Genomic DNA, 26,022 nt, shown 5'->3' with positions numbered 1-26,022 from the left:
ACGCATCACAGGCTGCGGCTGACGCCGTATCGGTTCGAAGGACCCTCGCGTGACTGAACTCTTGACCGTCGAGGAGCACCGCGCCCGCGTGCTCGCCGCCGTCTCACTGCTCCCCGCCGACAGCGTCTCGCTCGCCGACGCGGCGGGCCGCACCCTCGCCGGGCCGGTGCTCGCGGCGCACGATCTGCCCGGCTTCGACAACTCGTCGATGGACGGCTTCGCGGTGCGCTTCGCCGACGTGGAGGGGGCGGATGCCGGGACCCCGGCGACCCTGCGCGTCGTCGCCGACCTGCCCGCGGGCACCGCGGACGACCCGGCGCTCGCCCCGGGCGAGGCGGCACGCATCATGACGGGTGCCGCCGTCCCGGCCGACGCGGATGCGATCGTGCCGTTCGAAGACACCGCCGGCGGTCTCGCCGATTCGCTCGACACCGTCCGGGTGCTCCGCGCTCCCGCGCAAGCGGGCGCCTTCATCCGTCGCCGCGGAGGCGACACCCTCACCGGCGCGACCGTGCTGTCGCCCGGCGAGCGGCTCGGCCCGTTCGCGTTGGCCGCCGCCGCGGCCGCAGGGGTCGACGCGGTCGTGGTGCACCGGCGTCCGCGCGTGGCGGTCGTCTCCACGGGCAGCGAGCTCGTCGCCCCCGGCACCACGCCGAGCCGCGGCCAGACGCCCGACTCCAACGCGACCCTGCTCGCCGCCCTCGTGAACGCAGCGGATGCCGACATCGAACTCGTCGACCGCGTCGGCGACGACCCCGCCGGCATCGACTCCGTCCTCGCGCGAGCGACCCGCGCCGACGTCGTCATCTTCACGGGCGGCGTCAGCGCCGGTGCGTACGAGCCGGTCCGCCTCGCGCTCAGTGATCGCATCGCGTTCGAGAAGGTCGCGATGCAGCCCGGCAAGCCGCAGGCGTTCGGCGTGGTCGACGACGGGCGCCTCGTCTTCGGCCTGCCCGGCAACCCGGTGAGCGTCGCGGTGTCGTTCGAGGTGTTCGTGCGGCCGGCGCTGCTGGCGTTGCAGGGGCGCACCGTGATCGATCGGCGCATCGCCCGCCTCACGGCATCCGAGAGCTGGACCACCCCGCCCGGGCGCCGCCAATACCTCCCCGCCGCGGTCGACCTCGTCGAGGGCACCGTGCGGCCGGCCACCGCGGGCGGATCGGGATCGCACCTCGCCGCCTCCCTGGCGCGCGCCGAAGCCTTCGCCGTCGTGCCCGCCGAGGTGTCCACCGTGTCGGTCGGCGACGCGCTCGATGTCATGCTGATTCCATGACCTTCACCCACCTGGATGCCGCGGGCCACGCCCGCATGGTCGACGTCACCCTCAAGCAGCCCACCGTTCGCACCGCCACGGCTCGGGGCTTCGTGCGCTGCGCGCCGGAGGTCGTGGCCGCGCTCCGCGATGGCGCCGCCCCCAAGGGCGACGTGCTCGCAGTGGCCCGGATCTCCGGCATCCAGGCCGCCAAGTCGACCCCGGCACTTCTCCCCCTGGCACACGTGATCGGCGTACACCGCGCCTCGGTGGATCTGGAGATCACCGACGACGGCGTCGAGATCGAGGCGACCGTCGGCACGGCCGACCGCACCGGCGTCGAGATGGAAGCGCTGACGAGCGTGTCGGTCGCCGCTCTCGCCATCGTCGACATGGTGAAGGGCATGGACAAGGGCACGTTCATCGAGAATGTGCGCATCGTGTCGAAGACCGGCGGCAAGTCCGGCGACTGGGTGCGTCCGGGCGAGCCTGCGTCGCCCGCCGCTACCGGCTCCGGAACCGGCACCGGCACCGGCACCGGCACCGCGCCCACGGGAGCGTCCGCGTGAGCGTCCGCGTACGCTCCTTCGCCGCCGCCGCGTCCCACGCCCCGGGAGCCCTGGCATGACCGTCCGCGTCCACTCCTTCGACGCCGCCGACGCCCCGGGAGCCCCCGCGTGAGCGTCCGAGTCCGCTCCTTCGCCACCGCCGCGTCCGACGCCCCGGGAGCCCGCGCATGACCGTCCGCGTCCGCTACTTCGCCGCCGCCGCCGAGGCCGCCGGCACCGACGCCGAAGACCGCGACGAACCCACCCTCGCCGAGCTTCGCGCCGCTGTGGTGGCCGACCACCCTGCCCTCGGCGGCATCCTCGACCGCTGCGCTGTCCTCGTCGACGGCACCCGCCGCGACGACGACGCCCCGCTCGACGGCGTCACCCACGTCGACGTGCTGCCGCCCTTCGCCGGCGGCTGAGCCTCCGGTCGGCCCCAGCTCCTTCCCCGCACGGTGGTCAGGCGAGGTCTCGGCCCGCTGTTTTACTGGGCCGTATGCGCAACACGCGACGCGTCGCCTTCCTCGCCAGCCTCGCCGTCGGCGCCGTGCTCGCCACCCTGGCGGTCTGGCCGCAGCTCGTCGGTGCGCAGCGATGGCAGGTGGTCGCGCTCGTCATCCCCTTCCGCGGCATCCTGGCTCTGGCCCTGGCGGCACTGGCCGCCGCCGCGGCGGTCGTCGCGGTCCTGCGACGCCGATGGGGCGTGGCGGCGGGTCTCGCGATCATGCTCGCGGTGGCCTCCCTGGGCAACGGCATCGTCCTCCTCGCGCGAGGGAGCGGCGGTTCCGTCGCCGAGGGACAGCTCGTGATCGCGACCTGGAACACCTACGGCGGTGGCGCGTCGACCGAGAGCATCGCGCGACTCGTGCGCGAGACCGGCGCAGACGTGGTCAGTCTTCCCGAGACCGACGCGGTCGCCGCGGCGGACGTGGTCGGCATCCTGGCCCGCGACGGGATCCGGATGACCGCGGTCACGCGAGAGGCGGAGCCCGGCGACGACCCGGTTCCGACATCGCTTCTGATCGCGACGGAACTCGGGCCTTACGCGCTCGATGCGTCGGCCGGTTCGACGCCCGGGGTGCCCAGCGGGGTCTATCGGCCCCTCGCGGGAGACGGCCCGACGATCGTCGCCGCGCACCCGCTGCCGCCACTGCCGCGCATCATGTCGGACTGGACCGAGGGGATGGACTGGGTGGCGGCGCAGTGCTCGTCTCCGGACGTCATCGTCGCGGGCGATCTGAACTCGACCCTCGATCACCTCGCAGGCCTCGGGAACCAGAAAGGCGTGGTCGGGCAGTGCCGGGATGCCGCCGCCGAAGCGGGGGCGGCAGCGGTCGGCACCTGGCCGGTGCGCTTACCCCCGGGGCTCGCCGCCCCGATCGACCACGTGCTGGTCGGTTCGGCCTGGGATGTGCGCTCCTTCACGGTCCTCACCGATTTCGACGACGCCGGCAGCGATCACCGCCCCGTCGTGGCGACGCTGTCGCGCCGCTGATCCTCACGCGGTCGAGCCCGCGAGGACCTCGGCGCAACCCCGCCGGAGCCACGCCGGTCTAGCCCCCCAGGCCCTTCCACTCCGTTGTGCCGTCGGCCTCGACCTGGCGCTTCCACACGGGCAGGTCGGTCTTGATCGTCTCGATCACCGCGCGGCACACCTCGAAGGCCTCGGCGCGGTGACCGGATGCCACGGCGATCACGACCGCGGCCTCACCGACGCCGAGCCGCCCGACGCGGTGGCTGACCGCGACGATCGCGTCGGTGCCGGCGGCGGCGGTCTCGGCGATGCGGTGCAGCGTCTGCTCGGCATCCGGGTGAGCGCTGTACTCGAGCGCGACGACGGCGTCGGAGGCGTCGGGATCGGTGTCGCGGACGCGCCCGACGAAGGTCGTCACCGCACCCGACGACGCGTCTTCGACCGCGTCGAGGTGGGCGTCGAGGTCGAGCGGTTGCTCCGACAGGCGGGCGATGCGGACGGCGCTCATGCGTGGTCTCCTCCGGCGAGCTGGTCGAGCACGTGCGGTGCGATCTCGGCGATGACGGCGATCCCGGATGCCACGGCGCGCGTGGACCCGGGAAGGTTCACGACCAGGGTGCCCGGGTCGACGATGCCGGCGAGACCGCGGGAGATGATCGACAGCGGCGTGTCGGCCAGGCCCCGACGGCGCAGTTCCTCGGCGATGCCAGGCAGCTCGCGGTCGAGCACTCGCGCAGTACCCTCGTGCGTGCGGTCGCGCGGGGCGATGCCGGTGCCGCCGGTGGTGACGATCAACCCCGGGCCGGCCGCGACGGCCGCGCGCAGGGCGGCCTCAACGCTGTCGGCGCCGTCGGGCACGACGACCGCGTCGGCGCAGTCGAACCCGGCATCGCGCAGCAGCGAGACGGCGAGCGGTCCCCCACGGTCTTCGCGCAATCCGGCAGCGGAACGGTCGGAGACAGTGATCACCCGGGCGACATGCGGCACGGATCCACCCTAGGCGTGTCACCGGGGCCGCGGCCTGCCCGGCTTGCGCCGAGATGACCCTGCATTCACGAGATGACCCGGGATTCGCCGCAATCGCCGGTCATCTCGGGAGACCCGGGTCATCTCGCGGCGCGCGGCGCGGGCGCAGCGCAGGCGCAGCGGCGCGGGCGCGGGGGCAGCCGCGCAGCGCAGGCGCGGACCGCACGCGGCGGCGCGGAGCGCAGGCGCAGGGGCGCAGGCGTGGGCGCGGACCGGGCGCCGACCGCGCGCGGCGGCGCGGAGCGCAGCGCAGGCGCGAGGAGTGGGCGCGCAGGCGCGGAGCGCGGGCGCGGGCGCGCAGGCGCAGGCGCGCAGTGCGGGCGCAGGCGCGCAGGCGCGCAGGCGCGCAGCGCAGGCGCAGTCGCGCAGGCGCAGGCGCGCAGTGCGGGCGCAGTCGCGCAGGCGCAGTCGCGCAGGCGCAGGCGCGGAGCGCGGGCGCAGTCGCGCAGGCGCAGTCGCGCAGGCGCAGGCGCAGTCGCGCAGGCGCAGGCGCGCAGGCGCAGGCGCGCAGGCGCAGGCGCGCAGCGCGGGCGCGAGCGCGGACCGGGCGCGGCGGCGCGGGGCGCCTGCTGAGGCGCGGGGCGCGGGCGCGCGCCGGCGACGCCCCGCGTCAGCGACTCAGCGCCTCGACCTCGGGCACCTCCGGAGCGATGCGGCCGGCCTCCGCCTTCGGCTCGGGCTCGTCGTGCTGCACGTGCTCGGCGGCCGCGGTGATGCGCCGCGCCATGCCGCTGAAGATCAGGCCGTGGAAGGGCAGCACGGCCATCCAGTACAGCCGGCCGGGCAGACCGTGCGGGAAGAACAGGGCGCGCTGATCGAAGCGGGCGCCGTCCCCCTCCGGCGTCGCGCGCAGCTCGAGCCACGCGCCGCCGGGAACCTTCATCTCGGCGCGCAGCCGCAGCAGATGCCCGGGCTCGATCGCCTCGACGCGCCAGAAGTCCAGCGCGTCGCCGACGGTGACCACGGAACGGCTGCGCCGGCCGCGCGCGAGGCCCACCCCGCCCACGAGCCGGTCCATCCACCCGCGGATCGCCCACAGCAGCGGCGAGGAGTACCAGCCGTTCTCGCCGCCGATCCCCTCGATCACCGACCACAGCTGCTTGACGTTCGCCGTCGTCGTCATGGTGCGCACGTCGGTGTAGACCAGGCGGCCCGCCCAGTCGGGATCGCTCGGCAGCGGGTCGCTCGGAACGCCCGAGACCTCGGCATCCAGCCAGCTGGTCTCGATGTCGTCGTCGTTCACGCGCCGCAGCGCCAGCCGCACCGCGTCGCGATAGGGCATGAGCCCCGCCTCGGGGCGGGGGATGAGGTCGTCGACCGCGCGGTCCTTGACGACGCAGTCGTTCTGCAGCGACTCCACGAGCGGGCGCGCGATGGACTTCGGGATGGGCGTGACGAGATTGACCCAGTGCGACGCCAACCGTGGCGTGAGCACCGGCAACGAGGCGATCGGACGCTGGTTGAGCCCCGCCTCGAGCGCGTAGCCGTTCATCATCTGCCCGTACCGCAGCACGTCGGGGCCGCCGATGTCGACCGCGCGGTTGACGTTCGGCGCCACCCGCGCCGCGCCCAGCAGGTAGTGCAGCACGTCGCGCACCGCGATGGGCTGAATGTGATTGCGCACCCACTTCGGCGCCGGCATGTAGGGCAGCACATCGGTGAGATGCCGGACCATCTCGAACGACGCCGACCCCGACCCGATGACCACTCCGGCCTGCAGCACGAGCGTGGGAACGCCGCTCGCGAGGAGGATGTCCCCGACCTCGACGCGCGAACGCAGGTGCGGCGACAGCGGCGCGTCGTCGGGGTGCAATCCCCCGAGGTAGACGATGCGACTCACGGCCGCCTCGGCCGCCGCGTCGGCGACGGTCTGCGCCGCGCGGCGATCGGTGGCCTCGAAATCGCGTCCGCCGCCCATCGAATGGATGAGGTAGTAGACGACGTCGACCGCCTCGACGGCCTCGCGCACGGCCGTCGTGTCGGTGGCATCTCCGGTGACGATCTCGACCTTCTCGCCCCACGGGAACGCCTTCGCGCGACGAGCGTCGCGCGCGAGCACGCGCACCCGGTACCCCGCGGCGAGCAGTCGCGGAACGAGCCGGCCACCCAGGTAGCCCGTGGCGCCGAGTACCAAGGCGCGGGGCGACGATCCATCGGGACGGGGCTGTGCGACGAGGGCCGGTTCGCGGCCGGTAGGGGTGGTCAGCTCGCTCATGCCGACACGGTACGCGCGGCCTCCGACATCGCCGGGGGCTTGACGACGCCGAGAAGAGAGCGGTGAGCGAGCCCGGCCGCGAAACGCACCTCCGGTTTGGAAACGAAAGCGACGCGGGTGAAGCTGGAATGATGAACGAGACACCCCCCTCGACATCCGAAGCCCCCCGGCTCCAGGTCGACGACGTCATCGTCGTCGACAAGAAGCGCGTCCGCACCGCCATCGGCGGCACCGTGGTCGGCAACTTCATGGAGTGGTTCGACTTCGGCATCTACGGCTACCTGGCGGTCACCCTCACCGCCGTCTTCGCGTCCGACCTCCCCGACCCCTGGGGCCTGCTGGTCACCCTGCTCGGCTTCGCGATCTCCTTCCTCGTCCGCCCCTTCGGCGGATTCGTCCTCGGCCCCCTCGGCGACCGCATCGGCCGGCAGAAGGTGCTCTTCCTCACGATGGCCATGATGGCCGCGGCCACCGCGCTCATCGGCATCCTGCCCACCTCCGCCCAGATCGGGCTGTGGGCGATCGTCCCGCTGTATCTGCTCAAGATGGTGCAGGGCTTCTCCACAGGCGGTGAGTACGCCGGCGCGACCACCTACGTTTCGGAGTTCTCCCCCGACCGCCGCCGCGGGTTCTGGTCGTCGTGGCTCGATGTGGGCTCGTACGTCGGCTTCGCCGCGGGTGCCGGGGTGGTCGCCATCACGACGGCGATCGCGACGAGCGTCTCCGGTCCGGATGCCATGACCGAGTACGGCTGGCGCATCCCGTTCCTGCTCGCGATTCCCCTCGGGATCGTGGCCATCTGGTTCCGCCTCAAGATCCCCGAGACGCCCTCCTTCGAGCAGACCCACGCCGCCGAAGCGGCGCAGGAGATCGACAAGGACGACCCCATGGCCCGCCAGGGCCTCGGCGGCATCGTCCGTCACCACTGGCGTGCGCTCCTCATCGCGATCGCCCTGGTGGCGGCCACCAACACCGCCGGCTACGCGCTCACGAGCTACATGCCGGTCTACCTCGAGAAGGAGGTCGGCGTCTCCAACGTCATGTCGGCCGTGGCCACCGTGCCCGTGCTGCTGTTGATGTCGGCCATGCTCCCGATCTTCGGGCGGCTCAGCGACAAGGTCGGCCGCAAGCCCATCTACGTCATGGCCGCCGGCTCCGCGCTCGTGCTGCTGATCCCGGCCTTCGTCATCATGCAGATCGGCGAGGTCTGGGCGGTGATGATCGCGCTCGTGCTCGCGGCCGTTCCCGTGGCGTTCTACGCCAGCATCGCGGCATCCACCCTGCCGGCGCTCTTCCCGACCGCGTCGCGCTTCGGGGCCATGGCGATCGCCTACAACGTGTCGGTGTCGCTGTTCGGCGGTACGACACCGCTCTTCAGCCAGGCGCTCATCGACGCGACCGGCAACACCCTCATGCCGGCGTTCTACATCATGTTCTTCGCAGCTCTCGGCCTGGTCGCGCTGCTGGCGATGCCCGAGACCGCGAAGCGCCCGCTGCTCGGCTCCGTGCCGACGGTCGAGACGCCCGCCGAGGCCGAGGCGCTCGTCGAGCGCCAGGATGACGACCCGCTCATCGACACCTCGACCATGCCGCTCGAGCTGCGCCGGCCCTGACGCCGACGGGGAGGGATGCCGGGGGCACCGGCATCCCTCCCCCTCCGCGTCCCGCTGCGCCGGACGGTCTCAGCGGCTCACGGCCGGCCCGAGCAGCCACCCCGCCGACGACACAACCTCCGCGATGCGCATGACCGCAGCCCAAACCCGCCCCAACCAACAGAGTTTGCGCGCATAACTGCGCAACCGCCCGCCCCGCCCGCCCGCCGGCGACACAACCTCCGCGATGCGCACAACCTCAGCCCAAACCCGCCCCGACCAGCAGAGTTTGCGCGCATAACTGCGCAACCGCCCGCCCCGCCCGCCCGCCGGCGACACAACCTCCGCGATGCGCACAACCTCAGCCCAAACCCGCCCCAACCAACAGTGTTTGCGCGCACAACCTCAGCCCAAACCCGCCCCAACCAACAGAGTTTGCGCGCATAACTGCGCAACCGCCCGCCCCGCCCGCCCGCCGGCGACACAACCTCCGCAACGCGCACAACCTCAGCCCGAACCCGCCCCAACCAACAGAGTTTGCGCGCATAACTACGCAAGCGCCCGCCCCGCCCGGCCGCCTCGCCGGCGACACAACCTCCGCAACGCGCACAACCTCAGCCCGAACCCGCCCCAATCAGCAGAATTTGCGCACATAACCGCGCAAGCGCCCGCCCCGCCCGGCCGCCTCGAAGCCCACGGCGCACAGCGAGGCGACCGCTCCGTCGAAAGCGGCGCTCAGCGCCGCCGACCGGTCCCGAAGATCCCGCGGATGACGCCGGTCACGATGCTCTTCGTCGCCCCACGCCCGAGCAGACCGTCCAGCCCGGGAGCCGGGGCGCTCGCGCGCGACCGGGGCGCCGAGGTGGACCGGAGGATCCGCTCGTACTCCTGCTGCGCTTTCTTCTGCGCGGCGGCGTTCGCTTTGTCGATCGCGGCCTTCTGCTTGGCGTACTCGGCAGCGTCGGCTGCCGCCTTCTTCGCCCGCTCCTCCGCCTCGCGGGCCTCGGTCGCAGCCTGCATGCGCGCGCCGAGGATCTCTCTCGCCGACTCGCGGTCGATCGGCGTCCCGTACGTGGCGAAGAGGGGGGATGCCGTCACGGCCGAGGCCATGGCATCCGCGGGGATCGGCGACATCGACGCCCGCGGCGCGAACAGACGCGTCCACGCCACCGGGGTCGGCGCACCGCGTTCGCTCATGACGGTGATGATCGCCTCGCCGGTCCCCAGCTCCTGCAGCACCCGCTCGAGGTCGTACCCCGAGTCGGGGTAGGTGCGCACCGACGCCCGCAGCGCCTTGGCGTCGTCGGGGGTGAAGGCGCGGAGTGCGTGCTGCACGCGTGAGCCGAGCTGGGCCAGCACGTCACCGGGAACGTCTTTGGGCGTCTGCGTGACGAAGAACACGCCCACGCCCTTCGACCGGATGAGCCGCACCGTCTGCGTGATGGCGGCCAGGAACGCCTTCGACGCGTCGCGGAAGAGCAGGTGCGCCTCGTCGAAGAAGAACACCAGCTTGGGCTTGTCGACGTCTCCCACCTCGGGCAGCACTTCGTACAGCTCCGCGAGCAGGTACATGAGGAACGTCGAGTACAGCTCGGGGCGGGCGGCGACGTTGGGCACCTCGAGCAGGCTCACGATGCCCGCGCCCGTGGCATCCGTCCGCAGGAACGCCCGCACGTCGAGCTCGGGCTCGCCGAAGAACGACTCCGCGCCCACGCCGGCGAAGCCGACGAGCTCGCGCAGGATGACACCGGCCGTCGCGGCCGACAGCCCGCCGATGCCCTTCAGCTCCGCCTTGCCCTCGTCGCTGGTGAGGTAGGTGAGCACCGCCCGCAGATCGGACAGGTCGACCAGGGCCAGGCCCTTCTCGTCGGCGTAGTGGAACACCAGCCCGAGGCTCGACTCCTGTGTGGCGTTGAGCCCGAGTACGCGACTGAGCAGCAGCGGACCGAAGCCCGAGACGGTGGCGCGGACCGGAATGCCCGACCCCACGTCGTCGCCGAGCGCGTAGAACTCCGTCGGGAAAGCGCGCGGCGACCAGTTCTGCCCGAGCGCAGCCGTGCGCGCGGCGAGCTTGTCGCTCGGCACGCCCGCCGCGGCGATGCCCGACAGGTCGCCCTTGATGTCGGCGGCGAACACCGGCACGCCGTTCTCGGACAGCTGCTCGGCCAAGAGCTGCAGCGTGCGCGTCTTACCGGTGCCGGTCGCTCCGGCCACGAGTCCGTGACGATTGGTCATGGCCAGCGGAATACGAATGGGCGCGGATGCCACCGGCCCGCCGTTGACGAGCACCCCGAGGTCGAGTGCGGCGCCGTCGACGGCGTACCCGGCGGCGATCCGCGCGACCTGGTCTTCGGTGAGGGGGGCGGCGGATGCCGGAGACGACGGCGCGGTCGTCGTCGACGCGGCGGCCGGTGCTTCGCCGGCGCCCGGCGACCACGTCTGCGACGGCGCCGACGAGCCGGCCGGCGCTCCGCCCGCGGCCGACGACGGCGTCTCCGCCTGCGCTGACGCCGCGCCCGGCGCTCCGCCGGTCAGCGACCGCGTCTGCGCCGGCGCCGACGAGGCGGCCGGTGCGTCACCGGCGCCCGGCGAGCGCGTCTCCGCGTCGGCCGTGCTGTCCGCGACGCCGGGGCCGGCGGCATCCCTCACCGACGTCTCGTCCGCATTCGCCGCACTCGCCGAGGCCGCGACATCCGTCGGTGCGGCCGCACCCGCCGCTGCCGCGACATCCGTCGGCACCGCGCCGGCCGCGCCGGACGCGCCGGACGCGGCGGACGCGCCCTCGCCGGCCGCCGCACGCGCGCGGGCCGCGGCGGCCGCAGCCTCCGCGGCTGCGAGGTCGGCGCGCGCTCGCGCCAGCCGCAACTCCGCCTCGGCTGCCTCCGCTTCCGCTCGCAGCCGCGCCAGTTCGGCATCGGACGCGGACGCGGACGAAACGGGGACGGAATCGCCGGGGTCGCTCATGGCGCCAGCCTATGACGCGGTCGGGGTCGCGGCATCCGTCCGATATGCGCGTCGGATCGCCAGGCGGTCCTCGTCGCGAGCGCGCAGACGCGAGAACGCCGCAGCGAAGACGAAGGCCGCACCCGCGCCGATGAGAGCGCCACCGATGGTGTCGGAAAGCCAATGCGCGTGCAGGTACGTGCGGCTGAACGCCATCAGCACCACCCAGGCCACCCCGGCGATCCGCACTCCCAGGTGCGGGAACAGCACGGCGGCGACCACGGCGATGGTGGCCGCGTTGGCCGTGTGGCCGGAGGGGAACGAACCGTAGTCGCTGAGGATGAGGATGTCCTCGGGCCGGGCCCGGCCGAACGTGTGCTTGACCACTTGCACGAGCAGCGCGCTGCCCACCGAGGCCGACAGGAAGTACAGCGCCGACCATCGTCGGCGCGACAGGAACAGGGCGAGCGCCCCGAGCACGGGCACGATGACCACCGCCGTCAGGTGCCCGCCCACCTGATCCATGATCAACGCGAAGACGTAGACCGGCTGCGACGGAGCGGCAGCGAACAACTGGTTCCACCACACGTCGACGACGAACGGGCTCGGACCGCGGAAGAACACCCACGCCCCGAGCCCGCACGCCAGTGCGATGAGCACGACGCCCACGACGGCCCGGGACCGCTGCGGACGCGTGTCGAGAACATCGTCGATCGCCCTGTCATCCATCGACTCATGATGCCGCGCGGGCGGGGGTCGTGGGAACGGTCCCGCACGACAGGCGGGGGTTCGCGGTCGCTCTGCTACTGTTCGCGACCGCGATCAGGGCGCGAGGCGCTCCACCGTCCGCGGACGCACCAACGTCCACAGCGCGATCACACCGATGACGGCGCAGCCCACCATCACGGATGCCATCGTCGTCGCGGTGATGCCGGAACCGGTGGCGAGCAGACCCACCAGCGGGGAGATGACGCCCGCGACGCCGAAGTTGGCGGCACCGATGATCGATTGCGCCGTGCCGGCGGCCTTGCCGTGCCGGTCGAGCGCGAGCACCTGCGCGCACGGGAAGGTGAAGCCGCACGCGGTCATGAAGAAGAACAGCGGGATGATCGTGCCCCACAGCCCCAGACCGAGTTGGTCGGTGAGCACGATGGTCCCGCCCGCGAGCACGAGCACGGCGGTCGAGACCGCGAGCACCCACTGCGGACCGAAACGCGCGGCGAGCCGCGACGCCACCTGCACACCGACCACGACGCCCACCGAGTTCACCGCGAACAGCACGCCGTACTGCTGCGGGTTGAAGCCGTAGGTCACCTGGAACAGGAACGAGGATGCCGACAGGTACGAGAACAGACCGCTGAAGGCCATCGCACCGATCACCAGGACGCCGATGAAGACGCGGTCGCGGAACACGCTGCCGTACCGCTGCCAGACCGTCGTCGCGCCCGGTCCGCCGCGCCGCGCGGGAGGCAGGGTCTCGGGGATGAAGACGATGGCCGAGACGAGCATGACCGCGCCGTAAACGGCGAGCACCACGAAGATGCCGCGCCAGTTCATCACCAACAGCAGCGCGGAGCCGGCCAAGGGCGCCAGGACGGGAGCGACGCCCGAGACCATCGCCATGCGCGACAGCATGATCACCAGGCGACGCCCGCCGAACAGGTCGCGGATGACGGCCGCGGCCACGACACCGCCCGCGGCGGCGCCGGCGCCCATGAGCACGCGTGCGACCGAGAGGGTGCCGAGGGTCGGCGCGAGCGCGGCGAAGATGCTCGCCGCCACGTGCAGGGCGGTCACCGCGAGCAGCGGGATGCGGCGCCCGACTTTGTCGCTGAGCGGACCCACGATGAGCTGCCCGAGCGCGAAACCGATCATCGTGCCGGTCAGGGTGAGCTGGATGGCGGCGGCGGACGTCTGGAAGTCGGCCTCGAGGACGGGGAAGGCGGGCAGGTACAGGTCGATCGTGAACGGCCCGAGGGCGGTCAGCGCGCCGAGGAGGACGATGTACAGCGCGCGGCGGGACGAGGGGATGGCGTCGCCGGGGTGCAGCACGATCGGCGCGGTCGCCGGGTTCTTCCCCAGCGTCCGGATGGCACCGGTCGTCGACGGGGAGGGGCGCGCGGGCGCCTGGTCGGACGGCGCGGCCGGAGACGGCGCCGGAGAGGGGGTGATGACGGGGTGGGAGGCAGTATCGAGCACGCGTCTGATTTCGTTTCGAACGACGGACAGCCCGACCGAGTCGGGCTGAGAAAGTGGGGGGAACATCGAACCTCGAATCGATTCGACTTCGTCATACTACCGCGACACCCCCACCGGCCACCATCCCGGCTCGGGGGTTCCTCCCAGGCCTTCGGCCCATTCGCCCGAATAGGCTGGACGTGTCGGCGGATGCCGATGTGTCCCGCCCCGAAGAGAGACGAACACGACGCATGACCCCCTCCCCCGACAAGCGCTCGAGCGGTAATCCCGCCACCCAGGCTCAGCTCGACCTGACCGTCAAGCAGCAGCGCGAGCAGAAGCGCCAGGAGAAGCTGGCCGAGTACCAGAAGCAGGTCGCCCGGCGTAAGCGCGGCAAGCTCGTCTGGTGGGTCGTGGGGTCCGTGGCATCCCTCGCCGTGATCGGTCTGGTCGTCGCATCCTTCGTCTTCGCTCCCGCGCCGGCGCCCAGCTACGAGGCCGGTAACTCCACGGGCCAGGAGATCGACGGCGTGCAGACCTTCGAGAACCGCTCCGATCACACGCAAGACCCGGTGACCTACGAGCAGAACCCGCCCGCCGGCGGACCGCACAACCCGTACTGGCTCAACTGCGGCATCTACACGGAGCCGCAGCAGAACGAGCACGCGGTGCACTCGATGGAGCACGGCGCCATCTGGGTCACCTACGACCCGGCGCGGGTCGACGAGGCCGGCATCGACGCGCTGAAGGCCGTCATGCCCTCCAGCTACGCGATCCTCTCCCCGTACCCCGACATGGACACCCCCGTCGCCGTGAGCGGCTGGAACCACCAGCTCAAGGTCGACGACCCCGCCGACCCGCGCATCAAGGAGTTCTTCACGGAGTACTGGCGCAGCCAGAACGTCCCCGAGCCCAACGCCACCTGCTCGGGCGCCATCGACGGCCCGGGCAAGGCCTGACGTGAGCGACGACGCTCCGGCGGCGCGTCCCGCGGTCCGCTGGATCGTCGTCGCGGTCGTTGCCGTCGCGGTCATCGCCGTGGCCTTCGCGATCGGGCGCTTCACCGCGTTTGGTGCGACGGCGGCTCCCGCGCACCCCTCCGACACGTCCGCGGATGCCGGCTTCGCCCGCGACATGCAGGTGCACCACACGCAGGCGGTGCTCATGGCGATGGAGATCTACCGCAAGACCGACGACGACGAACTGCGCACCCTGTCGTACGACATCGCGACCACGCAGTCGGGTCAGCGCGGCGAGATGTACGGCTGGCTGGTCGAGTGGGGCCTGCCCCAGGCGTCGGACCAGCCGCTCATGACGTGGATGGAATCGTCGGGCGAACACAGCCACGGCGACACCGCGGCGCTCACGACGGAGCAGTTGATGGCCGAGATGGGCATGGCCTCGGATGCCGAGCTCGACGAGCTCCGGACGCTCGAGGGCCGCCCCGCCGACTGCCTCTTCCTCTCCCTCATGATCCGCCACCACCAGGGCGCGATCCCGATGGCGCAGGCCGTCATCGAGCTCGGCGAGGACGCCCGCGTGGAAGAGGTCGCGGGCACCATCGTCAGCGGCCAGTCCGCGGAGATCGACGCCATGCGCGATATCCAGTCGCGCCTCGGCTGCAGCGCCTGACCCGCGCCCCTGCCTCCGCCTCGCCGGCGCGCCGCCGCACCGCACCTCGCCGTGCCCGACCGGCGGCGCGCGGCCCCGGCGCACCTCGCCGTGCCGGGCCGCCGGCGCCGGGCCGGTGTGCCGCCGTGCGGTGCCGCCCCCGGCCGCGCCGACGACGCCGGCCCGCCGCATTGCGGCCCTCACCCACGCATAAACACGATCCGTGCGCATAAACACTCCGTCACCGTGTTTCCGCGCACGGATGCCGTTTATGCGACACGCACCATCCCCGCCGCCGCGGTCGCATCCCGTGCAGTCCCGCCCGGCCACGCGGGGCCGCGCCCGACCCGCGCTCAGCGCAACCGCCGTCGCCGCCGCGCTCAGCGCAACCGCCGTCGCCGCCGCGCCCGGCGCCCTGCTCGCCACCACCCACGCATAAACACAATCCGTGGGCATAAACACTCCGTCAGCGTGTTTCCGCGCACGGATGCCGTTTATGCGACACGCACCATCCCCGCCGCCGCGGTCGCATCCCGTGCAGTCCCGCCCGGCCACGCGGGGCCGCGCCCGACCCGCGCTCGGCGCAACCGCCGTCGCCGCCGCGCCCGGCGCCCTGCTCGCCGCCGCCCACGCATAAACACGATCCGTGCGCATAAACACTCCGTCACCGTGTTTCCGCGCACGGATGCCGTTTATGCGACACGCACCAGCCCCCACCGCCGCGGTCGCGCACGCGCGAACGTTCCCACATCGCACACCCCGGGCAGCCTCGCGGCCATCCACCGCACACACCACCCCACCGCACGCCAAGCCGCACCGCCACCCCACCGCACGCCAAGCGGTCCCGCCACCCGCCGCACGAGAAAGGGGCGTGACACCCCCACCGGTGTCACGCCCCTTCGTCGTCTCGGGATCAGCCCTTCGTCGCGCCCGCCAGCAGGCCGCGCACGAAGAAGCGCTGCAGCAGGAAGAACACCACGAGCGGAACCAGGATCGAGATGAACGTTCCTGCGGACTGGAGGAACCACTGGTCGCCCCACGTGCCCGACAACGAGTTCAACGATTGCGTCAGTGGGAGCGATGACGATGGCGCGAAGATCGTCGCCACCAGCAGGTCGTTCCACACCCAGATGAACTCCAGCACCGCGAAGGATGCCAGCGCCGGGGCGGCGAGCGGCAGGATCAGGCGGAAGAAGATCTGCCCGTGTCCTGCACCGTCGACGCGCGCCGCCTCGATGACCTCGTGCGGAATTTCGGCGATGAAGTTGTGCAGCAGGAAGATGGCCAGCGGCATCGCGAAGATCACGTGCGCGATCCACACGGTGGCGAAGCTGTGCTCCACACCGCGCAGGTCGAAGCCCGGGAAGATCGTGACGTCGTTGATCGTCAGTCCCCGCGAGAACAGGCTGAGCAGCGGCACCAGGGCCATCTGCAGCGGCACGATCTGCAGCGCGAAGATGAAGATGAAGAAGAAGTTGCGGCCCTTGAAGTCGATCCACGCGAACGCGTACGCGATGAGCGAGGCGATCGCGAGCGCGAAGAGCACCACCGGAATGGTGATGGCCAGCGAGTTCAGGAACGACGCGGCCAGCGTGAGGGCGGTGCCGCCCGAGGTCAGCGCCAGCCGGTAGTTCTCCAGCGTGAACGAGGGATCGGTGAACACCGTCCACCATCCGGTCGACTGCGTGTCCGAGCCGGGGCGGAACGACGTGACGAACAGGCCGAACGTCGGGATGGTCCAGAAGAAGGCGATCGCGACAGCCGCGATCGTCGCCCCCTTGGAGGTCAGGCGCTTGCGCGCCATCGCCTCGTGCTTGCGCGTATCGCGCGCGACCTGACGGGCCGTGCGGGTATCGGTGGTGGGCTCGAGCACCACGGTGGAGGTGGTCATCGCACTTCCCTCTGCTTGCGGATCTGGCGCACGTTGAAGATGATCAGCGGCAGCACGAACAGGAACAGCACCACGGCCAGCGCTGCGGAGTGCCCGTAGCTCTGGAACCGCTGCTGCTGGTTGACCATCTCGAAGGCCAGCACGGTCGAGTCGTTACGACCACCGGTCATGACGGCGACGATGTCGTAGATCTTCAGCGCGCCGATGGCGATCGTCGTCAGGACGACGATGAGCGACGAACGGATGCCGGGCACGGTGACGTTGATGAAACGCTCCCACGCGCTCGCGCCGTCGAGCTCAGCCGCCTCCATCTGCTCCGGCGGTACGGCCTTGATCGCCGCCGACAGGATGACCATCGCCAGACCCGTCTGGCTCCAGATGAAGACCACGACGAGCAGCAGCGTGTTGACCAGGGGCGCCGCCGACAGCCACGAGATCGGCTGACCGCCGAAGGCGGTGACGATGGCGTTCAGGATGCCGAGCTGGTCGCCCTGGCGGAAGTCGTAGACGAACTTCCAGATGATGCCGGCGCCCACGAACGAGATGGCGAACGGCATGAAGATGAGCACCTTGAGGTACTTCTCCCCCGCCGCACGGTCGATGAACACGGCATACGCGAGACCGATCGCCGTCGCGATGGTCGGAGCGAGCAGCACCCAGATGAGGGTGTTGATGACCGACCAGAAGCCCTCGGGGTTGGTGAAGGTCCAGATGTAGTTCTCGAGCCCGACGAAGTTGTCACCCGTCTTGTCGAAGAACGACTGGAAGAACGTCGTGATCGCGGGGTACACCAGCCCGAGCAGCAGCAGGATCGCGGCTGGCGCGGCGAAGAGGATGAGCTGGAACAGGTATCCCGCGCCCTGACGCGACCGGTAGTCGGCGTAGAAGAGGATGGCGCCGAGGAGCACCGCGATGCCGAGCACGTAGATGACGGCGTTCTGGTAGGGCCGCAGCAGCATGAACGCGAGCACGGGGATCGCGAAGCACGCCGCGAGTCGGAGCCAGAAGTAGCCCTTCCCCGACCGCGGTGCGTACTCGATGAGCAGCAGCAGGATGCCGACGACGGCGGCGAACACCAGGATGACGAGCGGGATCTGCGCGATCGGGCTCAGGCCGCCCAGCCAGATGAAGAAGCTGTTGAGCGAGAACCCGAGGGTGGTCGGCCGGGTCTCGACGGGCGCCCTGGTCACCATGAACAGGAAGAGGGCGACGATGAGGATGAGGCCGACGAGGACGACGAGCAATGTGGTGCGGTGGTTGCCGCCGGATCGGCGAGAGACGGGCTTCTCGCGCCCGCTGGGCGGGGGCGACGCTGCCGGCGTCGTCTCCGCGTTCTTGGTGGTGGTCATGACGTCCCTCCCGAACACGCCTTCGTGCTCACCGTTGAAGATAGCCCGGATGGTGCGTCGGGCGGATGGAAAAGTGTGGAACCGATGGGCCGCCCGCGGAGCGGACGACCCATCGGGGTCCGGTCGGATCAGTTCTCGTAACCGGCCTGGATGTCGCTGAGCACCTGGTCGGTCGGCGTGCCGTCGATCCAGCTGACCATGCCCTTCCAGAACGAGCCCGCACCGACGGTCGCCGGCATGAGGTCGGAGGCGTCGAAGCGCAGGGTGGTGTTCGGGTCCTGCAGCGTCTTCATCGCCTCGGTGAGGAATTCGCTGGAAGCGAGCGACGGGTCGGCGCCCTTGTTGGCGGAGATCACGCCGCCGAGCTTGACGCGGGCGTCCGCGAACTCGGGCGACGACATGTACTCGACGACCTTCTGCACGTTCTCGTCGTCGGAGAAGGCTGCGACGAACTCGCCGCCGCCCTCGACCGCGAGCTCACCCTCGGTGACGCCGGGGGTCAGGAACGCGTAGACGTCGCCGTCGGGCGCGACCGTGGGCGTCTCACCCGCGGCGTTGGTCACCGTCAGGAAGTTGGCCGAGAGGAACGAGGCCTGGTGGGTCATCGGGCAGCTGCCGTCGGCGACCTTGGCCGCGACGTCGGCGAAGGCGGTCGAGTTGATGCTGCTGACGTCACCGAAGCCGGCGTTGACGTACGAGGGGTTGAGGAGGATGTCGCCCACCGCGTCGAAAGCCGCCTTGATCTGCGGGTCGGTGAACTTCACCTCGTTGGCGACCCACTGGTCGTACACGTCGGGGCCGGAGAGGCGGAGGACCATGTCTTCCACCCAGTCGGTTCCCGGCCATCCGGATGCCGCGTCGGAGGCGAAGCCCGCGCACCACGGGGCCGCGCCGGTCTTCTGCTGGATCGTCGCGGTCAGCGTCATGAGCTCGTCGAGGGTCTTCGGGACCTCGACGCCCCACTCCTTGAACTTGGCCGGCGAGTACCAGACGTAGCCCTTGAGGTTGGCGAGCATCGGAGCGGCGTAGAACGTGCCGTCTTCCGTGCCGTAGGACTTCCAGTCCTCACCCCAGTACTCGTCGACGTTGGCGGACACGGCGTCGGAGGCCGCCTGCACCTCGCCGGTGCCGATGAGGGTCTTGAGCAGACCCGGCTGCGGGACGATCGCGATGTCGGGGGCGTCGCCACCGGACACCTTCGTGACGATGTTGCCCTCGAAGCTCTTGTCGCCGGTGTAGACGACCTTGATCCCCGTGTCCGCGGTGAACTGCTCGAAGCTCTGGTTCAGCGCGTCGGCCTCGGTACCGGTGATACCTCCCGAGATGCGAACGGTGGTTTCGCCTCCGGAGGCTCCGCCGCCGCTGCTGTCGCCCTCGGCGCAGCCGGCGAGCGCGACCGCACCCACTGCCAGCAACCCGACGGGCGCGAGCAGGCGAGTCCGCTGTGACATACCCATGTGGTCTCTCCTCTTTGAGTTCTTTGGTGCTCCGGGTCCCATCGGGAACCGATTCCACGTAACCGTAGAGCCATTCCAGAAAAGTTGCAACCAACGTTTTGTCACGAACGGATAACTGGCGTGATTACGCGGAAGTGCAGCGGTTTCACCGCGCGGAACCGGTTCCACTTTCCGGGCATGTTCGGTAGGCTGCTGCGATGTCGACACGGATGTCGACGCTTACGAGAAAGATCACGCATGAGCGGAATCGCCGACGTCGCGCGCCTCGCCGGAGTGTCGAAGTCAACGGCGAGCCGTGCGCTGACGGGCGGCGGCTACGTCTCCGACGGCACGCGCCGCCGCGTCGCCGACGCGGCCGCCTCACTGGGGTACGTCCCGTCGACGAGCGCGGTGAGCCTGGCCACCGGCCGCACGCGGACGATCGCCCTCATCGTGCCGAAGGTCAACCGGTGGTACTTCGGGTCGATCGTCGAGGGCGTTGAGCGATCCCTGATCCCGCAGGGGTACGACGTCACGCTGTACGTCGCGGAACCCGGCTCGCGCGACCGCGAGAGCCTGTACTCCACCTACCTCGCGCGCAAACGGTTCGATGGCATCATCGCCGTCGCGCTGGAGCCGGACGACGCCGACCTCGAGCGCCTGGCCAACATCGGCAAGCCCGTGGTGAGCATCGGCAACGCCCTGACGGGCGTCCCCACGCTCGGCCTCGACAACGTCGCCATCACCCGCATCATCACGCAGCATCTCATCGCGCTCGGTCACACCGACATCGCATTCGTCGGCAGTACGCCGCCCACCGATGCGCCCGCCAAAGACGTCGACGAGCGTTCGATCGGCTATCGCAACGCGATGAACGACCACGGACTCGCCATCCGCATCCGCAACGTCCCCTCGACACTGACCATCACCGACGCCTACGCCGCCGCGGCCTCTTTCCTGGCGGAGCCGGCATCCCGGCCGACCGGCGTGGTCGCCGCGTGCGACGAGGTCGCGATCGGGGTCATCATCGCCGCCCGCCGGATGGGCATCTCCGTGCCGACCGAGCTCAGCGTGGTGGGCATCGACGGTCACGACTACGCCGAGATGTTCTCCCTGACGACCATCGAGCAGTTCCCCCAGGCGCAGGGGGTCGAGGCCACGCGCCTGCTCCTGACGATGATCGAGCAGACGAGCGAGCCCGTGTGGCGCACCGTCGCCGACACCCGTCTCGTCGTGCGGGCATCCACCGCTCCCCCGCGGTCCGCCTGAGGCGACGAGGACCCCGGATGCCACGGCATCCAGAGAGGACCGGATACGGGATGCCGTCGGGGCGTCGACACGGGATGCCGTGAGGTGCCACGCGCGAACCGTCGGACGGCCAGGATGCCATGGCGTCCGCAACCGTCCCCCGAGACGGCAGGGGCCCCGGACGCCATCGGCATCCGGGGCCCCGTCACGTCACAGGTCACTCGCTCTCGCGAACCGCCCGACGACGAGCGATCACGCCGAGGCCGAGCAGCCCGAGCGCCGCCAGCAGACCGGCACCCATCCACCCGGCCTCGGTTCCGGTCACGGCGAGCGATCCCTTCGAACCTCCCGCGCCCGAGCCGGAACCCGCCCCGGAGCCGAGGCCCGACCCATCGTCACCGCCGCCGAGCACGCCCACCTGGAACGGCACGGTCACGTCGGTCCCGCTGGGCGCAGCGACGAGCTGCAACGCGAGCGCGCCCACGGCGTCGGCCGGAACGCCCAGACTGACCCTCGCGGCGCCGTCGACGACGGGGAACTCGACCGCCGGGGCCCCGGCATCCGCGCCCCACGCTGCGGACAGCGACGTGTTCGCCGGAGCGCCGAGGGAGGTGAGGTCGAGGTTCGAGACCGACAGGGCGACGTCTCCGCCGGCCGAGACCTGCGTGGGAACACCGGAGACCTGCACCGTCCGTGCGGTGAAGTCGGGACTGAGGCCGGGGTTGGCCTCGAGGTAGGCGATCCATCCGTCGCGGTCGATGAGACCCGAGTCGCGCGTGTCGGCGCCCTCTCGCAACGCCGTGAAGGCGTCGCCGCCCTGCAGCAGGAAGCTGAACGAGCCCACCCGGTATTCGGCGGCCGGGTCGATGGGCGCCCCGTCGATCCAGATGCCGGTGATGCGCTGCCCCGGGCCCCGCGACACGTCGTACGTAACGCGCACGTTGTCGGACACGCCGAGCGCCAGGTCGCGGTCGCGGCCGGCGGTGTCGCCCCACTGCTGCTCGAAGGCGCGGCGCAGCTGGTCGCCGGTCAGCGTGGTCGTCCACAGGTTGTTCACGAACGGCAGCACCGCGTTGGCCTCGGCCAGCGTAATGACCCCGTCCTCGCCGTAGAACAGCTCGGCCCGCAGACCGCCCGGGTTGACCAAAGCGATCTCGGCGCCCCCGCGGAGGGGATCGGCGAGGGTGTCGCGCAGTGCGTCAGCGACGAGGCCGCCGAGCGCGGACTGCTTCGAGCGGTCGTCGCGCTGACCCCCGGTGTAGACGCCGTCGACGTAGGACCCGCCGCGGAACGCGGTGGTGATGTCGGCGGTGACGGATCCGACCGGCTGTGCACCGACGCGGTCGGCCTCGGCGCGAGCGAGCTTCACGATCTGGTCGACCTCGGCCACGCGCGGGTACGTCGCGATCAGCTCAGCGTCCAGCGCGGCGCTGTTCGCGGCCGTCTGGGCGGGGTCATTCGGCACGGTGGCAGCGGCGAGGCGCGGCACGTTGCGCGCCGTGTAGTCCACCACGGCGCCGTTCTGCCGATCGACGGTCAGCACGATCTCGCCGATGTTCTCGCCGTAGCTCCCGGTCTGCACGATCGGACGAGTGCCTTCCGCCCCCGGGATGGGAGCGTTCCACGCGTACTTCTGGTGGGTGTGACCCGTGAAGATCGCGTCGACCGCGGCATCCGTGTCGTTCACGATGTTCGCGAAGGCGCCGCCCGCGGCGACCGCCTGCTCGATCGTCTCGCCCGTGGAGTCACCCTCGGCCGCGCCCTCGTGGTACTCGGCGACGATCACGTCGACCTGGTCACGGATCTCGGCGACCACGCGGTTCACCTCGGCGACGGGCTCGCGGAACTCGATGCCCTCGATACCGCCGGGCGAGACGAGCTGCGCCGTCTCCTGCGTCACGGCGCCGATGACGCCCACGCGCACCCCGTCGACATCGAAGATCGCGTACTCCTGCAGCATCGACTTCCCATTCAGGTAGACGTTCGCGGCGAGGTACGGGAAATCGGCCGAGTCTGCCACGCGACCGGTGAGGTCGGCGGCTCCCTTATCGAATTCGTGGTTGCCCGTGGCGGATGCCGCCAGGTCGAGCGCGTTCAGCACCTCGATGGTCGGCTCGTCGTCGAAGTACGCCGAGGCGAAGAGCGACGCGCCGATGTTGTCGCCGTTGGAGAGGAACAGGGTGTTGTCCTCGCCGCCGGCCGCCCGCAGCTGCTCGATGGTTCCTGCGAACTTCACCGTGTTGGTGTCGATGCGCCCGTGGAAGTCGTTGATGCCGAGCAGGGTGATGTCGGTCGTCTCCGGTCCCAGATCGAGACCGACGATCACGGGGTCGTGATCGCTGGAACGATACGGCGTCGGCTCGTAGAAGTTCAGCACGTTGTAGTTGTAGCGGCTGTACTCCAGCGCGAGCGCCTCGACGGCGTTGATGTTCCAGATGTCGGTGCCGGTGACCAGCTCGCGAGCCGACGGCGACGCCAGCACGTGGTCGAGCGACCCGGACTGTCCGCTGAACGAGTAGGAGTATTTCCCGGTCCCCGCCTCCAACGGCTCGAACCCGTATTCACGCAGCTTCAGGATCGGGTCCTCCTGCGTGTAGGCGTTGAAGTCGCCGAGCAGGAACACGTCGTCGGTGCCGACGGCCGCCGACTGCGCGGCCGCGAACTGGCCGAGGGCCTCGGCCTGGCGCACACGGTCGCCGTTGAAGGCGCCCTGGATGCCGTTGGCGTTGTCACCGGTGGCCGCGGGTCGGCTGTCGCCCTTCGACTTGAAGTGGTTCACGATCGCGAGGATCTTGGCATCCGGGTCCGTCAGCGGAGCGAACGCCTGCGCGAGCGGCTGACGGGCGTTGTCGAACGCCGGGTCGTCGAGGATGACGCTGTCGCCGGAGGGGGCGACGACGTGCTTCTTGTAGATGAACGCGGTGCGGATGACGTCTTCCGACGCGGGCAGGACTGCCGGCGAGGGCACGAGGGCCCACTGCTCCGAACCCAGCGCCGCGTTGAGGGCTCCGACCAGCGTCGACAGCGCGGCATCCCGGTCCTTGCCGAAGGCCGCGGAGTTCTCGATCTCCTCGAGCGAGACGACGTCGGCGCCGAGTCCGTTGACGGCCGCGACGATCTTGTCCTGCTGACGCTTCAGATTGACGTCGTTCGCGGCGCCGCGGGGTCCCGGAGCGGGGCACGTGTCGGCCGTGATGGGGTTGCCCTCGCGGTCGTCGTACGTCGAGGTGCAGCCGACGCCCTCGGCGGTCGTGGTGAAGTAGTTCAGCACGTTGAAGCTGGAGATCTTCACGGTGCCGCCGACGTCCTCGGGGGCACCGGTGCGGGTGTTCTCGAACGTCGCGGGCTGCACGGTCGTCGCGTTGGCGACGGTCAGCTGCTGCGTCGGCTGGAACTTCCACGCGTTATTGCGGAAGTCGAGCACCACCGGCGTCGTGAAGGTCGCGGCCGCTCCGACGCGCACCGGGGCGGTGAGCGAGACGTACGGCAGCGGGATGCTCTTGTTGGTGTTGTTCAGGAAGTTGATCGAGGCGCCGTCGTCGAGCACCACCGCGCGGGCGCGGTTGTCGGCCACGGCGGCGACGTACTCCGGGGTGTCGGGGCGAGCCACGTCGGTGGGAGTGCGCAGCGGCGTGGTGCCCGCGGCGAGACCGACTTCGGCGTACTGGTTCGTCGTGTAGGTGTTCGTGACGGTGAAATCGCCCTGCGGCGCCAGCAGCATGCCCTCGAAGCGCTCGCGCTCCTCGTCGGTCTTCGGCCACGTGATCGCGGCGGGCTGCACGGCAGCGGCCTGCTCGGTGAGGACGGCGACCCCGGCGGCGTCGGCGGTGATCTGCGTCTGACCCGAGAACTCGGTCGCCGTGCCCGTGACCTCCACGTGCTGGCCGACGGCGACCTTCGCGGTCGCGTCCGAGCCGTACACGAACACGGCATCGGAAGCGGCCTGGGTGCTCGGGTTCAGCGAGCCGCCCGTGCCCGGGGTCTGCAGGAAGAACCCGTTGTAGCCCCCGCTCGGGTAGGCGGCGGTGACGATTCCGCGCGTGGTGACGGTGGTGCCTTCGAGGGGGGTCGTGGCACCGGTGCCCTGGATGTCGCGGATCGGCGTGACGACACCGGGCGTGACGGTCGGGGTGGGAGTGGGCGTGACCGTCGGCGTCGCCGTGGCGGTCGGTGTCGCCGTGGGCGTGGGCGTGACCGCGCCGCCGGAACCCTGGGGGGTCACGGTGGTCGTGTTGGTGAAGTCTGCAGCGTTGTCGTTCGTGTCGACGAAGTCCGTGCGGACGAGCGCGTTCGCGGTGCCGTTGGGGCCGTCCACGGTCGCCGCCGTCGTCTCGTAGCTGGCCGCGGTGCCGTAGCCGAGGAAGTCGACGACACGACTGTCGGCGACGGGCCCGCCGGGCAGCGCGAGCGACTCCGTCACGTTGGCGAGGAACAGCTGGCCGTTCGTGCCCGACGGGTTCAGGCCCGCACTCGTGACGTCGGCGGCGGGGAGGTCGGCGCCGCTGGTGTCATTGCCGGGCAGTCCGATGAGGTAGTAGCCGCCGGCGGCGATCGATCCGGTCAACGGCTGGGTGTTCGCACCGTTCGGGGCCTGCACACTGCCGGCGGAGCGGTACTGCAGCGACCATCCGCTGAGGTCTTGCGCGGTGTCGCCGGCGTTGTAGAGCTCGACGAACTTCTTGTTGAAGAAGGCGCCGTTGCTTCCGCCTTTGAGGTAGGCCTCGTTGATCACCACCCGGGGGCCGTCAGCGGCGAAGGCCGGGAGCGGGACGAGGGCGGATCCGAGCAGAGCGGCGCCGAGGGCGGCGCTCAGCGCGGTCGTGAAACGGCGTGCGGGCACGCGCGAAGCAGCGTTGGGCATGAGTCTCCAGGTACCGACGCGCGAACGTTCGACGTCGGATGGGGGGGGATCGACGGGGGGTTCCCCACGACCGTAAACGATCCGCATACCCTTTTCCCAGACTCGAACGTTTCGATCTGGTGAACATCGGTTCCTCGCCCGGCGGAACCGGGTCTCACACGCGGATCGTCCGAGCCGGCCACACGTCAGCCTCGCGTGTGCGATGCCGCCTCGCGCGTGTGATGCCGCCTCGCGTGTGCGGCCCTCCCCGCGGGCGCTCCCACGCCTCGCGCGCGCAATCCCGCCTCGCGTGTGCGGCCCTCCCCGCGGGCGCTCCCACGCCCTGCGTGCGCGCCCCCTCCCCTCATGCGCGCCCCCGCCTCGCGTGAGGGGTCACGTTCTGTCGCCTCGGGCTT

Annotated in this window: 18 protein-coding genes; 8 read left to right on the top strand and 10 right to left on the bottom strand. The window is 70.9% G+C overall.

Annotated features, from left to right (window positions below):
- The first annotated feature begins 49 nt into the window (after positions 1–49).
- The 4 genes from QE392_RS08040 (at position 50) to QE392_RS08025 (ending at position 3,298) form a co-directional block, all read left to right on the top strand.
- Positions 50–1,273: a molybdopterin molybdotransferase MoeA gene (locus QE392_RS08040; protein ID WP_307450455.1), complete on the top strand. Its 1,224-nt coding sequence runs from the start codon at positions 50–52 to the stop codon at positions 1,271–1,273.
- A complete protein-coding gene (gene moaC, locus QE392_RS08035) occupies positions 1,270–1,821 on the top strand; it encodes a cyclic pyranopterin monophosphate synthase MoaC (protein WP_307450452.1) in 552 nt (183 codons plus the stop codon). The genes QE392_RS08040 and moaC overlap by 4 nt, the downstream gene beginning before the upstream one ends.
- A 167-nt stretch (positions 1,822–1,988) precedes the next feature.
- A complete protein-coding gene (locus tag QE392_RS08030) occupies positions 1,989–2,225 on the top strand; it encodes a MoaD/ThiS family protein (protein WP_307450450.1) in 237 nt (78 codons plus the stop codon).
- Positions 2,226–2,299: 74 nt separating this feature from the next.
- Positions 2,300–3,298, top strand: a complete 999-nt coding sequence (locus tag QE392_RS08025; protein WP_307450448.1) for an endonuclease/exonuclease/phosphatase family protein — start codon at positions 2,300–2,302, stop codon at positions 3,296–3,298.
- A gap of 58 nt (positions 3,299–3,356) precedes the next feature.
- Here the strand turns inward: QE392_RS08025 and QE392_RS08020 are convergent, their stop codons facing one another.
- The 3 genes from QE392_RS08020 to QE392_RS08010 form a co-directional block, all read right to left on the bottom strand.
- Entirely contained in the window at positions 3,357–3,785 is a 429-nt protein-coding gene (locus QE392_RS08020) for a molybdenum cofactor biosynthesis protein MoaE (protein WP_307450446.1), read from the bottom strand.
- Positions 3,782–4,264, bottom strand: coding sequence for a MogA/MoaB family molybdenum cofactor biosynthesis protein (locus QE392_RS08015; protein WP_307450444.1), 483 nt, complete (start codon positions 4,262–4,264; stop codon positions 3,782–3,784). Before QE392_RS08015 ends, QE392_RS08020 begins: the two co-directional genes overlap by 4 nt.
- 649 nt (positions 4,265–4,913) lie before the next feature.
- Positions 4,914–6,518: an SDR family oxidoreductase gene (locus tag QE392_RS08010; protein ID WP_307450442.1), complete on the bottom strand. Its 1,605-nt coding sequence runs from the start codon at positions 6,516–6,518 to the stop codon at positions 4,914–4,916.
- Positions 6,519–6,649: 131 nt separating this feature from the next.
- On the opposite strand from QE392_RS08010, the gene QE392_RS08005 reads away from it, so the two are divergent.
- The gene (locus QE392_RS08005; protein ID WP_307450440.1) at positions 6,650–8,131 is read left to right on the top strand and encodes an MFS transporter; all 1,482 of its coding nucleotides are present in this window, start codon (positions 6,650–6,652) and stop codon (positions 8,129–8,131) included.
- Positions 8,132–8,845: 714 nt separating this feature from the next.
- Here the strand turns inward: QE392_RS08005 and QE392_RS08000 are convergent.
- The 3 genes from QE392_RS08000 to QE392_RS07990 form a co-directional block, all read right to left on the bottom strand.
- On the bottom strand, positions 8,846–11,074 hold the full coding sequence (locus tag QE392_RS08000) for a helicase HerA-like domain-containing protein (RefSeq protein ID WP_307450438.1): 2,229 nt from the start codon (positions 11,072–11,074) through the stop codon (positions 8,846–8,848).
- A 9-nt stretch (positions 11,075–11,083) separates the two neighbouring features.
- The gene (locus QE392_RS07995) at positions 11,084–11,782 is read right to left on the bottom strand and encodes a phosphatase PAP2 family protein (protein WP_307450436.1); all 699 of its coding nucleotides are present in this window, start codon (positions 11,780–11,782) and stop codon (positions 11,084–11,086) included.
- 93 nt (positions 11,783–11,875) lie between these two features.
- Positions 11,876–13,252: a multidrug effflux MFS transporter gene (locus tag QE392_RS07990; protein ID WP_307450434.1), complete on the bottom strand. Its 1,377-nt coding sequence runs from the start codon at positions 13,250–13,252 to the stop codon at positions 11,876–11,878.
- A gap of 230 nt (positions 13,253–13,482) precedes the next feature.
- Between QE392_RS07990 and QE392_RS07985 the strand changes: the two genes are divergently transcribed.
- Both QE392_RS07985 and QE392_RS07980 read left to right on the top strand, forming a co-directional pair.
- Positions 13,483–14,190 (top strand): DUF3105 domain-containing protein, encoded by a 708-nt coding sequence (locus QE392_RS07985; RefSeq protein WP_307450432.1) that lies wholly within the window; start codon positions 13,483–13,485, stop codon positions 14,188–14,190.
- 1 nt (position 14,191) lies between these two features.
- Positions 14,192–14,863 (top strand): DUF305 domain-containing protein, encoded by a 672-nt coding sequence (locus QE392_RS07980; RefSeq protein ID WP_307450430.1) that lies wholly within the window; start codon positions 14,192–14,194, stop codon positions 14,861–14,863.
- 892 nt (positions 14,864–15,755) lie between these two features.
- On the opposite strand, the gene QE392_RS07975 is transcribed toward QE392_RS07980, so the two are convergent.
- From QE392_RS07975 to QE392_RS07965, 3 genes are all read right to left on the bottom strand, one after another.
- Positions 15,756–16,733, bottom strand: coding sequence for a carbohydrate ABC transporter permease (locus tag QE392_RS07975; RefSeq protein ID WP_307450429.1), 978 nt, complete (start codon positions 16,731–16,733; stop codon positions 15,756–15,758).
- Positions 16,730–18,082, bottom strand: a complete 1,353-nt coding sequence (locus tag QE392_RS07970; RefSeq protein ID WP_373426450.1) for a carbohydrate ABC transporter permease — start codon at positions 18,080–18,082, stop codon at positions 16,730–16,732. The genes QE392_RS07975 and QE392_RS07970 overlap by 4 nt, the downstream gene beginning before the upstream one ends.
- A gap of 128 nt (positions 18,083–18,210) precedes the next feature.
- The gene (locus QE392_RS07965) at positions 18,211–19,539 is read right to left on the bottom strand and encodes an ABC transporter substrate-binding protein (protein WP_307450427.1); all 1,329 of its coding nucleotides are present in this window, start codon (positions 19,537–19,539) and stop codon (positions 18,211–18,213) included.
- Between the two features lie 237 nt (positions 19,540–19,776).
- Between QE392_RS07965 and QE392_RS07960 the strand changes: the two genes are divergently transcribed.
- Positions 19,777–20,787, top strand: a complete 1,011-nt coding sequence (locus QE392_RS07960) for a LacI family DNA-binding transcriptional regulator (RefSeq protein WP_307450425.1) — start codon at positions 19,777–19,779, stop codon at positions 20,785–20,787.
- Between the two features lie 196 nt (positions 20,788–20,983).
- Here QE392_RS07960 and QE392_RS07955 read toward each other — a convergent pair whose 3' ends face one another.
- A complete protein-coding gene (locus QE392_RS07955) occupies positions 20,984–25,627 on the bottom strand; it encodes an ExeM/NucH family extracellular endonuclease (RefSeq protein WP_307450423.1) in 4,644 nt (1,547 codons plus the stop codon).
- Positions 25,628–26,022 lie beyond the last annotated feature (395 nt).

Origin of the sequence: Microbacterium proteolyticum (assembly GCF_030818075.1) — a bacterium.
GTDB classification, from domain to species: domain Bacteria; phylum Actinomycetota; class Actinomycetes; order Actinomycetales; family Microbacteriaceae; genus Microbacterium; species Microbacterium proteolyticum_A.
Note: the sequence above shows the minus strand (reverse complement) of the source record. Positions and strands in the feature narration are given on the sequence as shown.